Annotated in this window: 14 protein-coding genes; 13 read left to right on the forward strand and 1 reads right to left on the reverse strand. The window is 64.1% G+C overall.

Translation table 11 applies throughout. From position 1 onward, the window contains the following. Positions 1 to 5 precede the first annotated feature (5 nt). Positions 6 to 185 (reverse strand): hypothetical protein, encoded by a 180-nt coding sequence (locus tag CH293_RS24970; RefSeq protein WP_037142485.1) that lies wholly within the window; start codon positions 183 to 185, stop codon positions 6 to 8. 162 nt (positions 186 to 347) lie between these two features. Here CH293_RS24970 and CH293_RS24975 point away from each other — a divergent pair, with 162 nt between their 5' ends. From CH293_RS24975 to nuoK, 13 genes are all read left to right on the forward strand, one after another. Beyond that, positions 348 to 977 carry a hypothetical protein gene (locus tag CH293_RS24975; protein WP_176460118.1) on the forward strand — a complete coding sequence of 210 codons (630 nt, stop codon included), beginning with the start codon at positions 348 to 350 and terminating at the stop codon, positions 975 to 977. 90 nt (positions 978 to 1067) lie between these two features. After that, positions 1068 to 1475, forward strand: a complete 408-nt coding sequence (locus CH293_RS24980) for a response regulator transcription factor (RefSeq protein ID WP_037112823.1) — start codon at positions 1068 to 1070, stop codon at positions 1473 to 1475. A gap of 197 nt (positions 1476 to 1672) precedes the next feature. Continuing rightward, complete coding sequence (locus tag CH293_RS24985; RefSeq protein ID WP_019664150.1) at positions 1673 to 2032, forward strand: NADH-quinone oxidoreductase subunit A; 360 nt, start codon at positions 1673 to 1675, stop codon at positions 2030 to 2032. A gap of 38 nt (positions 2033 to 2070) precedes the next feature. Continuing rightward, positions 2071 to 2625, forward strand: a complete 555-nt coding sequence (locus CH293_RS24990; protein ID WP_019664151.1) for an NADH-quinone oxidoreductase subunit B family protein — start codon at positions 2071 to 2073, stop codon at positions 2623 to 2625. Further along, positions 2622 to 3278 (forward strand): NADH-quinone oxidoreductase subunit C, encoded by a 657-nt coding sequence (locus CH293_RS24995; RefSeq protein WP_094721775.1) that lies wholly within the window; start codon positions 2622 to 2624, stop codon positions 3276 to 3278. Before CH293_RS24990 ends, CH293_RS24995 begins: the two co-directional genes overlap by 4 nt. Continuing rightward, complete coding sequence (gene nuoD / locus CH293_RS25000; protein WP_094721776.1) at positions 3278 to 4609, forward strand: NADH dehydrogenase (quinone) subunit D; 1332 nt, start codon at positions 3278 to 3280, stop codon at positions 4607 to 4609. Before CH293_RS24995 ends, nuoD begins: the two co-directional genes overlap by 1 nt. After that, positions 4606 to 5433, forward strand: a complete 828-nt coding sequence (gene nuoE / locus CH293_RS25005; RefSeq protein ID WP_094721777.1) for an NADH-quinone oxidoreductase subunit NuoE — start codon at positions 4606 to 4608, stop codon at positions 5431 to 5433. Before nuoD ends, nuoE begins: the two co-directional genes overlap by 4 nt. A 1-nt stretch (position 5434) precedes the next feature. Further along, entirely contained in the window at positions 5435 to 6748 is a 1314-nt protein-coding gene (gene nuoF / locus CH293_RS25010) for an NADH-quinone oxidoreductase subunit NuoF (RefSeq protein ID WP_094721778.1), read from the forward strand. Then, the gene (locus tag CH293_RS25015; protein ID WP_094721779.1) at positions 6745 to 9093 is read left to right on the forward strand and encodes an NADH-quinone oxidoreductase subunit G; all 2349 of its coding nucleotides are present in this window, start codon (positions 6745 to 6747) and stop codon (positions 9091 to 9093) included. Before nuoF ends, CH293_RS25015 begins: the two co-directional genes overlap by 4 nt. Next, positions 9090 to 10340, forward strand: a complete 1251-nt coding sequence (gene nuoH, locus CH293_RS25020; RefSeq protein ID WP_037112807.1) for an NADH-quinone oxidoreductase subunit NuoH — start codon at positions 9090 to 9092, stop codon at positions 10338 to 10340. The genes CH293_RS25015 and nuoH overlap by 4 nt, the downstream gene beginning before the upstream one ends. Then, entirely contained in the window at positions 10333 to 10836 is a 504-nt protein-coding gene (nuoI, locus tag CH293_RS25025; RefSeq protein ID WP_037112806.1) for an NADH-quinone oxidoreductase subunit NuoI, read from the forward strand. Before nuoH ends, nuoI begins: the two co-directional genes overlap by 8 nt. Next, positions 10833 to 11552: an NADH-quinone oxidoreductase subunit J gene (locus CH293_RS25030; protein ID WP_019664159.1), complete on the forward strand. Its 720-nt coding sequence runs from the start codon at positions 10833 to 10835 to the stop codon at positions 11550 to 11552. Before nuoI ends, CH293_RS25030 begins: the two co-directional genes overlap by 4 nt. Then, positions 11549 to 11848, forward strand: a complete 300-nt coding sequence (gene nuoK / locus CH293_RS25035) for an NADH-quinone oxidoreductase subunit NuoK (RefSeq protein ID WP_020110242.1) — start codon at positions 11549 to 11551, stop codon at positions 11846 to 11848. The genes CH293_RS25030 and nuoK overlap by 4 nt, the downstream gene beginning before the upstream one ends. Position 11849 lies beyond the last annotated feature (1 nt).

Below are 11849 nucleotides of genomic sequence, written 5' to 3' on the forward strand. Positions count from 1 at the left end.
TGCCGTCAGGAGCAGGCTGCGAGAACCCGCGCGACGTCGACGTCGTCGAGAGCCGCGGGAGGGTTACGCAGAAGAATTTCGCGAAGTCGACCGACGAAGGCCTGGCGACTGACTCCGAACTCCGTCAACACGTCCTCGCTCGGTCCTTCGCCGTGCGGAAACTGGTCTGTCACGTGATCGTGCATGGGCTTCCTCGCAGCTCGTCCGATGTTCGGGGCTCCGGGGCGGTGCCGAGTCGGGGGTCTGCGGTACCGCGCTCCGGAGTTGAACTGTTCATCAGTCCAACTACTTGAACCGTTACACATTGATACCAAATGGAACGTCGATGTGCAGATAGCGTGCACGTCATGGCCATCATTCACGCCGCCGAGTTGACGCCGAGCAAGCGCGACGCTCTCCGCGCTTGGCTACCTACACGCCCATGGGCAACCAGCACCGACGTCGACATCCTCGGCACGTACAGATTCGACGATCCCACCGGTGCCGTCGGGATCGAGACATTTCTGATCTCGACCGGCGGCCGAGTACTGCAGGTCCCGATCACATACCGCGGCGCACCTCTGTCCGGGTCCGTGGAATCCCTCGTGACGACGATGGAGCACTCGGTCCTCGGTACGAGATGGGCCTACGACGGTGTGGCCGATCCCGTCTACGTGACCGCGCTGGCAGCCGCGATCCTGACCGGTGGAACCGAGGCCGCCTTGGAGTACGACTACCAGGCTCCGCCGGAAAAGCGGGCCGTCACCACCCGGGTCGTCGGGACCGGAACCCCGGGCACCCAGGTTCCTGCCATCGACTCGGTGTCGTCGGTCGATTCCGACCAGTCGACGAACATCACTGCGGGGACGACGCGAATCGACCTCGTCCGCGTCGTGGACACGACTCGATCGACGGCGGCCGGCCCATCCCTGACCGGCACCTGGCCCGGTCAGTCCGACCCCGTCGTCCTGGCCTGGATCAGGCCGCACGAGCACTGACCGACGACTACGGACTTGTTGCCGGACAGAGGTTTACCTAATTCTGCGGAACCGTACCCGCGGCGACGGTTCGGACGTAGCATCGCTCACGTGACCGCCTCGCTGCGCATCCTCGTCTACAGCAGCAATGCACACACGCGCGCCGACGTCACCTCCGCCATCGGCAGACACCCCGATCCGGCGCTTCCGGATTTCGAGTACCTCGAGGTCGCGAGCGAGCCCATGGTGGTGCACTACCTCGACGCAGGTGGAATCGACCTGGCGATCCTCGACGGAGAGGCAGCGCCGGCGGGCGGAATGGGCGTCGCCAAGCAACTGAGGGACGAGCTCGAACACTGCCCGCCGCTGGTCGTGCTCACCGGCCGCCCCGACGACAGGTGGCTGGCCGAGTGGTCCGGGGCCGAGGCTGCGGTGTCGCAACCCATCGACCCGTTCGTCCTGACCGAGGCAGTGACGGGCTTGCTGCGCGAGTCGTCGAAATCTGTCGGTCACAACTGATTTCCATTCGCTGCCACTCCCCGGCGCAAGATCAACTTTCTGACCGACACGCCGACCTGGCTGGCCGAAAACCGAGACAAGTCGGGGCATCACACCGGTAGGCTGTGTTCCAGCTCACAATTTCTGTTGGCTAAGGACCTCTTGGTCGGCAGAACTCCTCATTTGCTCACAAGGCAGGCACGGAGAGGCGACACAGGTTGAACGAGTACATCCCCATTCTGGTCCTGGGCGCTGTTGCGGTCGCCTTCGCCCTCGTGTCCGTGGTCATCGCAGCAGTCGTCGGGCCCAAGCGTTACAACCGCGCGAAATTGGATGCCTACGAATGCGGGATCGAGCCGACCGCGCAGCCGATGGGGGCGGGTCGATACCCCGTCAAGTTCTACCTGACGGCCATGCTGTTCATCATCTTCGACATCGAGATTGTCTTCCTCTATCCCTGGGCTGTTCACTTCGACGCGCTCGGCATCTTCGGTCTTCTCGCAATGGGCATGTTCATCGTCAGCGCAGCCGTCGCGTACGCCTACGAGTGGCGTCGAGGCGGTCTGAGCTGGGATTAGCCCGCCGATCGCGCACCGAACAACAAGAAAGGTCCGACATGGGTCTCGAAGAGAAGCTCCCGAGCGGCTTTCTGCTGAGCACGGTGGAGGGCCTCGCCGGTTACGTTCGCAAAGGCTCGCTGTGGCCCGCGACGTTCGGACTTGCATGCTGTGCGATCGAGATGATGGCCACCAGCTCGGGGCGGTTCGACATCGCCCGTTTCGGCATGGAGGCGTTCCGCGCATCCCCTCGGCAGGCAGACCTGATGATCGTCGCAGGACGGGTCAGCCAGAAGATGGCGCCGGTTCTCCGGCAAATCTACGACCAGATGGCCGAGCCGAAATGGGTTCTGGCGATGGGCGTGTGCGCATCCTCGGGCGGAATGTTCAACAACTACGCCATCGTCCAGGGCGTCGACCATGTCGTTCCAGTCGACATCTATCTGCCGGGCTGCCCACCGCGGCCGGAGATGCTGCTCGACGCAATCCTGAAGCTGCACGAGAAAATTCAGGAGATGCCGCTGGGCGTGGACCGCGAGACGGTAGCGCGTGCAGCCGAGGAAGCGGCACTGAACTCCAGGCCGACCATCGAGCTGAAGGGACTGCTTCGATGACGGTGGACAAGCGCGGGATGTTCGGCGTCCGCGGGACGGGCGACACCTCAGGGTACGGACGGCTCGTGATCCCGGCGCTGGTTCAGGGCAGCACCGAGCGGCCCTACGGAGGATTCTTCGACTCGGTCGCCGACGAACTCGCCTCCGCACTCCGAGAAGACTTCGGTGTCCACTTCGACACTGCCGTCGAATCCGTCGTCGTCTTCCGAGGTGAATTGACCCTGCATGTCCGGCGCGAGCACCTGCTCGCAGTTGCGACCGCGCTTCGAAACGGTCCGGAACTACGGTTCGAGATGTGCCTGGGCGTCAACGGCGTTCACTATCCACACAACACCGGTCGAGAACTTCACGCGTCCTATCCTCTGCTCTCCATCACTCACAATCGCCGTGTTCGTCTGGAAGTGTCGGTGCCGGAATCGGATCCGCACATCCCGAGTCTCGTCGGTGTATACCCGACGAACGACTGGCACGAACGCGAGACCTTCGACTTCTTCGGCATCGAGTTCGACGGACACCCGTCGCTGACACGTATCCAGATGCCTGACGACTGGGTGGGTCATCCCCAGCGCAAGGACTATCCATTGGGTGGAATTCCCGTCGAGTACAAGGGCGCGAGCATTCCCCCACCGGATCGACGGCGGGAGTACAACTGATGACGGACACAGCCGGCCACGACACATCGGCCGCTCCGGAGAAGTCCTTCACCGTGTCCGGGCAGGACTGGGACGACATCGTGGCGGCAGCCGCCGACACGTCGGCGTCGTCGGAGGAGCGGATCGTCGTCAACATGGGTCCGCAGCACCCGTCGACGCACGGTGTACTACGGCTGATTCTGGAGATCGAAGCAGAGACCGTGACCGAAGCCAGGTGCGGAATCGGCTATCTGCACACCGGGATCGAGAAGAACCTCGAATTCCGAAACTGGACCCAGGGCGTCACGTTCGTCACGCGGATGGATTATCTGTCGCCTTTCTTCAACGAGACTGCATATTGCCTCGGCGTCGAGAAGCTCCTCGACATCACCGACGAGATTCCCGAGCGCGCAACCGTGATTCGCGTTCTGCTGATGGAACTCAATCGAATCTCGTCTCACCTCGTCGCCCTTGCGACGGGTGGGATGGAACTGGGCGCCGTGACAGCAATGCTGTTCGGGTTCCGCGAACGAGAACAGATCCTCGACGTCTTCGAAACCATCTCGGGTCTGAGGATGAACCACGCATACATTCGTCCCGGCGGGTTGGCTCAGGACCTGCCCGAGGGAGCGATTCAGAAGATCCGCGGTCTTCTCGACACCCTGCCGTCCGGCTTGACGGACATGTCGAACATGTTGGACGACAACAGGATCTGGAAGGCACGCACCAAGGGAATCGGTTATCTCGACCTCACCGGATGCATGGCGCTCGGGATCACCGGACCGATGCTCAGATCCACCGGTCTGCCTCACGATCTGCGGGTGTCGCAACCGTACTGCGGTTACGAGAACTACGAGTTCGACGTGTGCACCGACACCGGGTGCGACGCGTACGGCCGCTACATCATCCGAGTCGCGGAGATGCGTGAGTCGCTGAAGATCGTGGAACAGTGCCTCGATCGGCTCCGACCGGGGCCGATCATGATCGACGACAAGAAGATCGCGTGGCCTGCCGACCTGTCCGTCGGCACCGACGGGATGGGAAATTCCACGGAACACGTCCGAGACATCATGAACACGTCGATGGAATCACTGATCCACCATTTCAAGTTGGTGACCGAGGGGTTCCGCGTTCCGGCCGGGCAGGTCTACGTTGCCGTCGAATCGCCGCGCGGTGAGCTCGGCGTGCACATGGTGAGTGACGGTGGCACTCGGCCGTTCCGAGTGCACTATCGGGATCCGTCGTTCACCAACCTCCAAGCCGTGGCTGCGACATGCGAGGGCGGAATGGTTGCCGACGTCATCGCCGCCGTCGCCAGCATCGATCCCGTGATGGGCGGTGTCGACCGATGAGCGAGAAGGTCCATCTCCAACTCCGAACCCGCCCAGCCCCCTACCCGGACGACGTCCGCGCCCGCCTCGACGAGGACGCCAAGAAGATCATCGCGAGATACTCGCCTCCCGAAGCGCCCGATCCCACGATGGCGCGATCCGCACTGCTGCCGTTGCTCCATCTGGTGCAGTCGGAGGACGGGTACGTCTCCCCCACAGGAATCGAATTCTGCGCCGAACACCTCGGGTTGACCGGTGCCGAAGTCACTGCGGTGTCGAGCTTCTACTCCATGTATCGGCGCGAACCGACGGGCGAGTATCTGGTCGGCGTCTGCACCAACACCTTGTGTGCCGTGATGGGCGGAGACGCGATCATGGATGCTCTGCGAGAACACGTCGATCCCTCCGATCCGGCCGTGACTCTCACTCACGTCGAATGCAATGCAGCATGCGACTACGCGCCGGTCGTCATGGTCAACTGGGAGTTCTTCGACAATCAGACACCGGAATCTGCTCGTACACTCGTCGATTCCCTCTGCTCCGGCGCCGAAGTGGTTCCCACCCGTGGTGCGTCTTTGTGCACGTTCAAGGAGACGGAGCGAATTCTCGCCGGTTTCCCCGACGAACGGCTCGGTGCGGTGCACGCCGGTGGACAAGCAGGTGCGCCGACACTGGCAGGTCTCCGGATCGCTCGTGAGCACGGAATGTCCGCGCCGACAGCCGAAGAAGTGCGGGACAGCGGAGCTGCTCCGTTGGGCTCCGAACAGGCCAACGCCGCCGAGACCACCAAGGACAAGCCTGCCCCCGCACCGACGGAATCGGTTCCGCCCGAGAAAGGACCGTGACGTGGCGCTGACACCTGTCTTGAGCAGTTACTGGGACGACCCCGAATCATGGACTCTCGAAACCTACGAACGCCACGGTGGATACGACGGCCTCCGCCGCGCACTCGGCATGCCCGCAGGCGACGTCATCGCCTCGGTGAAAGACGCGGGACTTCGAGGCCGAGGAGGGGCCGGTTTCCCGACGGGCATGAAGTGGAGCTTCATTCCGCAGGGTGACGGCAAGCCACACTATCTGGTGGTGAACGCCGACGAGTCCGAACCCGGCACGTGCAAGGACACGCCGTTGCTTCTCGCGACGCCGCAGGTCCTGATCGAGGGAATCGTGATCGCGGCGTATGCGATTCGGGCGCATCGCGCCTACATCTACCTGCGAGGGGAGGTCGTCCCCGTGCTCCGACGCGTTCAGGCCGCGGTCGAGGAGGCCTACGCCTCGGGATATCTCGGCTCGGACATCCTCGGCAGCGGATTCGATCTGGACGTCGTGGTGCACGCGGGCGCGGGCGCGTACATCTGCGGCGAGGAGACAGCTCAGCTGGACTCGCTCGAGGGTCGACGTGGGCAACCCCGACTGCGGCCACCGTTTCCTGCGGTGGCAGGCCTGTACGCGTGCCCGACGGTCGTCAACAACGTCGAGTCCATCGCGAGCGTCCCGTCGATTCTGCGCAACGGTGTCGACTGGTTCCGGTCCATGGGGAGCGAGAAGTCCCCGGGTTTCACCCTGTACTCGTTGTCGGGACACGTGACGACTCCCGGACAGTACGAGGCTCCGCTCGGTATCACGCTGCGGGAACTTCTGGACTACGCGGGCGGCGTGCGCGAGGGTCATTCGCTGAAGTTCTGGACGCCAGGCGGGTCGTCGACGCCGATCTTCACTGCCGACCACCTCGACGTCCCGCTCGACTACGAGGGCGTCGGCGCAGCCGGATCCATGCTGGGCACCAAGGCGCTGCAGATATTCGACGAGACCACGTGCGTCGTACGTGCAGTACGGCGATGGACGGAGTTCTACGCCCACGAATCCTGCGGCAAATGTACGCCGTGCCGCGAAGGAACGTACTGGCTCGTGCAGATCTACGAGAGACTCGAAACCGGCCGCGGAACGGAATCGGATCTCGACACTCTGCTGGACATCGCGGACAGCATTCTCGGCAAGTCCTTCTGCGCCCTGGGCGACGGTGCAGTCAGTCCGATCACGTCGTCGCTGAAGCATTTCCGCGACGAGTACATACAGCACATCGGCGCACCATGCCCGTTCGATCCGCACCGCAGCACGCTGATGTCCGCCGAACTGACAGCGGGAGGGCTTTCGTCATGAGCACCTCGGTGGACACCGTCACCGTCAGCATCGACGGCCAGGAAATCCAGGTTCTTCCCGGCACCCTCGTGATACGGGCCGCGGAGCTGATCGGTATCCAGATTCCCAGGTTCTGCGACCACCCGCTCCTCGATCCGGTGGGGGCATGCCGCCAATGTCTCGTCGAAGTGGAGGGCCAGCGGAAGCCATTGGCGTCGTGCACCACGACGGTGACCGACGGCATGGTCGTTCGCACGCAGCTGAGCTCGCCGGTTGCCGCGAAGGCGCAGAAGGGCGTGATGGAGCTGTTGCTCATCAATCACCCGCTCGACTGCCCGGTGTGCGACAAGGGCGGCGAGTGCCCCCTGCAGAACCAGGCGATGTCGGCGGGCCGATCCGAGTCGCGGTTCGTCGAGGAGAAGCGCACATACCCGAAACCGATTCCGCTGTCCACGGAAGTGCTGCTGGACCGTGAGCGGTGTGTGCTCTGTGCGCGGTGCACTCGATTCTCCTCGCAGATCGCCGGCGACCCGTTCATCGAGCTCGTCGAGCGAGGGGCGTTGCAGCAGGTCGGCATCTACGAGAACGAGCCGTTCGAATCCTATTTCTCCGGCAACACCGTGCAGGTCTGTCCGGTCGGAGCACTGACCGGTGCGGCGTACCGATTCCGCGCTCGGCCGTACGACCTGGTGTCGACTCCGAGTGCCTGCGAGCACTGCGCCAGCGGGTGCGCGCAACGGACCGACCATCGCCGCGGAAAAGTGTTGCGCCGCCTGGCGGGAGACGACCCGACCGTCAACGAGGAATGGAACTGCGACAAGGGACGGTGGGCGTTCACGTACGCCACCGAGCCGGACAGGCTGACCACTCCGCTCGTACGCACGGCAGACGGAACTCTGGAACCCGCATCGTGGTCCGAGGCCATGGCTGTCGCGGCCGCGGGACTGAACAAGGCTGATCGAGTCGGCGTGCTCGTCGGCGGTCGCGCCACCGTGGAGGATGCCTACGCGTACTCGAAGTTCACCCGGGTCACGTTGCGCACGAACGACATCGACTTTCGTGCTCGTGCACACAGCGTCGAGGAGGCCGAGTTCCTCGCTTCGCATGTCGCCGGCACCGACATGAACGTCACCTACGCGCGACTGGACAACGCCCCCTCGGTTGTCCTGGTCGGGTTCGAGCCCGAGGAAGAATCGCCCATCGTCTTTCTCAGACTGCGTAAAGCCGTCCGCACGAAAGGTCAGAAGGTGCGGGCCGTCGCACCGTTCCTGTCGGCCGGGACGTCCAAGCTCGGGGCGTCGTTGATCTCCTGTGTGCCCGGCCAGGAGCCCGCGGCGCTGGCGGGCGTCGGCGACCTGCCCGAGGGCAGTGTGATTCTGGTCGGCGAACGAATTGCGGACACTCCGGGCGGTTACACAGCTGTCGTCGCCGCATCGCGGGAAACCGGTGCGGCTCTGGTGTGGATCCCCCGGCGCGCAGGTGATCGTGGTGCACTCGACATGGGAGCACTGCCGACCTTGCTTCCGGGTGGGCGACCCGTCGGCGACACCGGCGCGCGCACCGACCTCGCCGAGTTCTGGGGCACGGACGCACTACCCGAGTCCGACGGCCTGGACACGACGGGCATCCTCGGCTCGGCGAGTTCGGGCGGCGCACTCGTGGTCGGCGGAGTCGAACTCGCGGACCTACCCGACCCAGCCGGCGCCGCCGAGGCGCTGAAGAGCGCATCGTTCGTGGTGAGCCTCGAGATCCGCCACAGCAGCGTCACCGAACATGCCGACGTGGTGTTCCCCGTCGCTCCGGTGACCGAGAAAGCGGGGACCTATCTGGACTGGGAAGGGCGCTCTCGCTCCTTCGACGCTGCGATTCCCAATTCACGGTCGCTGACCGATGGGCGGGTGCTCCACGCACTCGCCGCCGAGATGAACACTCCCATCGGCCTTCCCGACGTCCAGAGCACGCGCAGCGAGATCGACCGCCTGGGATCCTGGACGGGCGCGCCGCCCCCAGCGCCGAGCCATGCTCCATCTTCCGCCCCGAGGCCGAGCATCGGCCAAGCCGTTCTCGCCACGTGGAGAATGCTGTTGGATGCGGGCCGTATGCAGGACGGTGAACCGCATCTCGCCGGTACCGCCCGCACCCCGGTGGTGCGACTGTCCCCTGGCACGGCAGCAGAGATCGGGGTCTCCGACGGTGATCCGGTGACGGTGTCGTCGGACTCAGGATCGATCACACTCGAGCTGGCAATCACCGACTTACCCGATCGAGTGGTGTGGCTGCCGATGCGCTCGACCGGGTCCGAGGTCAACTCGGCGCTCGGTGTAGGCAACGGTGCTGTCGTCCGTATCGAGGGCGTGTCGTCGTGAGCGAGACGTTCGGGACGGACCCGTGGTGGCTCGTGGTCGCGAAGTCGCTGGCGATCTTCGTCTTCCTGATCCTGACACCCCTCGTCTGTATCCTCGTCGAACGCAAGGTCATGGCACGTATGCAGAACCGCGTCGGGCCGAACCGAGTCGGGCCAGGTGGCATGCTCCAGAGCCTCGCCGACGGCGTGAAGCTCGCGCTGAAGGAAGGGATCGTCCCCAAGGGCGTCGACAGACCGATCTACCTTCTGGCTCCGGTGATCGCGACAGTGCCCGCATTCATGGCCTTCGCCGTGATTCCATTCGGCCCTGAGGTGTCGATCCTCGGTCACCGAACTGCGTTGCAGCTGACAGACTTTCCGGTCGGCGTCCTGTACATCCTTGCCGTGACATCCGTCGGTGTGTACGGAATCGTGCTCGCCGGGTGGGCGTCGGGTTCGACGTACCCGTTGCTCGGCGGATTGAGATCCACCGCTCAGGTCATCTCGTACGAGATCGCGATGGGCCTGTCCTTCACCGCGGTGTTCCTCCACGCGGGCACGATGTCCACCTCCGGAATCGTTGCTGCGCAGTCGAACACGTGGTACATCTTCTTGCTCTTCCCGTCGTTCGCGATCTATCTGACGTCCATGGTGGGTGAAACCAACCGCGCCCCGTTCGACCTCCCCGAGGCCGAGGGCGAGCTGGTCGGCGGGTTCCACACCGAGTACTCTTCCCTCAACTTCGCGATGTTCATGCTCGCCGAGTACGTCAACATGGTCACGGTGTCTGCACTCGCGACAACACTGTTCCTCGGCGGATGGCATGCACCGTTCCCGATCAGCCTGTGGGACGGTGCCAATGCAGGGTGGTGGCCGGTTCTGTGGTTCACCCTGAAGGTGTGGCTGTTCCTGTTCGTCTTCATCTGGCTTCGAAGTACGCTGCCGCGCCTGCGCTACGACCAGTTCATGAACCTCGGCTGGAAGGTCCTGATACCGATCTCGTTGATCTGGATTGTGCTCGTGGCGACCGTCCGCGCATTCCGTGTCGAGGGATACGGATCACTGGCCGTCGCGCTGGTCGTCGTCAGCGCCGTCGTAGCTCTGTTGGTGGCGGTCTTCGTCCGGCGCCGGTTGCACCGCGAGCCGGACGATCCGTCCCCACCGTCCACGCACGACGAACCGTTCGATCCGTTCGCCGGCGGTTTTCCCGTCCCGCCGATGCCGGGACAGACACTGCCGACACCAGTGAAGGAGCGTAGCGATGCCTGAATTTCTGGGTCCGGTGGCAGGTTTCGGTGTCACGTTCTCGACGATGTTCAAGAAGCCGGTGACGGAGTTCTATCCCGAGGACAAGGTACCGACCGCTCAGCGCTACCACGGCAGGCACCAGCTCAATCGTTACGCCGACGGCCTCGAGAAGTGCATCGGGTGTGAGCTCTGCGCGTGGGCCTGCCCGGCGGACGCGATCTACGTCGAGGGCGCGGACAACACCGAAGAAGAGCGCTACTCCCCCGGTGAAAGATACGGGCAGGTCTATCAGATCAACTATCTCCGCTGCATCGGATGCGGGCTCTGTATCGAAGCCTGCCCGACGCGCGCGCTGACCATGACCAACGAGTACGAGTTGGCCGACGACAACCGCGCCGACCTCATCTACGAGAAGGACCGCCTGCTCGCGCCGATGGAACCGGGCATGGAACCCGCGCCACATCCCATGGCCGAGAACACGACTGCGGCCGACTACTACCGGGGGACGATCCGATGAGCACCGGGACCGCCGAGGCCGTCCAGTTCTGGCTGCTGGGCGGATTGGCGGTACTGGGTGCGATCGCGATGGTCTGCGCCACCAAAGCCGTGTACTCGGCATTGTTCCTCGCGGTCACGATGATCATCCTGGCCGTGTTCTACATCGCCCAGGGCGCAGTGTTCCTCGGCGTCGTACAAGTCGTCGTCTACACCGGCGCGGTGATGATGCTGTTCTTGTTCGTGCTCATGCTCGTCGGAGTGGACTCGGCGGACTCGTTGACCGAAACGCTGAAAGGTCAACGACCTGCCGCGATCGCCGCAGGCATCGGCTTCGGGCTCGTCGTCATCGGCGCGATCGGCAACGCATCGGTGGAGAGCGGGCGACCGGACTTCGTCGGACTCGACGCCGCCAATGCGGGCGGCAACGTCGAAGGCCTCGCCGAGCTCATCTTCGTTCGCTACCTCTGGGCGTTCGAACTCACCGGTGCGCTGCTGATCATCGCCACGGTCGGCGCGATGATCCTCGCCCACCGTGAGCGGTTCACCGAGCGGCAAGGTCAGCGCGAGCTGTCCGAGCAGCGATTCCGCGACGGCACTCACGTCACGCCGATGCCGAGTCCCGGAGTATATGCCCGGCACAACGCCGTCGACTGGCCCGCGCGTCTGCCCGACGGGTCACCGTCGGAGCTGTCCGTCAACCCGATGCACCGGGGTCACCGGGACGGTGAGATGTGAATCCCGAGAACTACCTGTATCTGTCGGTCCTCCTCTTCACGATCGGTGCTGCGGGTGTTCTGCTGCGCCGCAACGCGATCGTCGTGTTCATGTGCATCGAGCTCATGCTCAACGCCGCCAACCTCGCATTCGTGACGTTCGCCCGTATGCACGGCAATCTCGAAGGCCAGGTCTTCGCGTTCTTCACCATGGTCGTGGCAGCAGCCGAGGTGGTCGTCGGCCTCGCGATCATCATGACCATCTTTCGTGCCCGCCGCTCGGCCTCGGTCGACGACGCCAACCTGCTGAAGAACTGAC

The organism is Rhodococcus sp. 14-2470-1b (genome assembly GCF_002259415.1).
Classification (GTDB): domain Bacteria; phylum Actinomycetota; class Actinomycetes; order Mycobacteriales; family Mycobacteriaceae; genus Rhodococcoides.

Bases quoted from the DNA above. Each gene is read 5' to 3' on its own strand.
- CH293_RS24975 (WP_176460118.1), top strand. From the start codon at position 348: ATGGCCATCATTCACGCCGCCGAGTTGACGCCGAGCAAGCGCGACGCT.
- nuoE (WP_094721777.1), top strand. From the start codon at position 4,606: ATGAGCGAGAAGGTCCATCTCCAACTCCGAACCCGCCCAGCCCCCTAC.
- CH293_RS24990 (WP_019664151.1), top strand. From the start codon at position 2,071: ATGGGTCTCGAAGAGAAGCTCCCGAGCGGCTTTCTGCTGAGCACGGTG.
- CH293_RS25015 (WP_094721779.1), top strand. From the start codon at position 6,745: ATGAGCACCTCGGTGGACACCGTCACCGTCAGCATCGACGGCCAGGAA.
- nuoI (WP_037112806.1), top strand. From the start codon at position 10,333: ATGCCTGAATTTCTGGGTCCGGTGGCAGGTTTCGGTGTCACGTTCTCG.
- nuoD (WP_094721776.1), top strand. From the start codon at position 3,278: ATGACGGACACAGCCGGCCACGACACATCGGCCGCTCCGGAGAAGTCC.
- CH293_RS24995 (WP_094721775.1), top strand. From the start codon at position 2,622: ATGACGGTGGACAAGCGCGGGATGTTCGGCGTCCGCGGGACGGGCGAC.
- CH293_RS25030 (WP_019664159.1), top strand. From the start codon at position 10,833: ATGAGCACCGGGACCGCCGAGGCCGTCCAGTTCTGGCTGCTGGGCGGA.
- CH293_RS24970 (WP_037142485.1), bottom strand. From the start codon at position 185: ATGCACGATCACGTGACAGACCAGTTTCCGCACGGCGAAGGACCGAGC.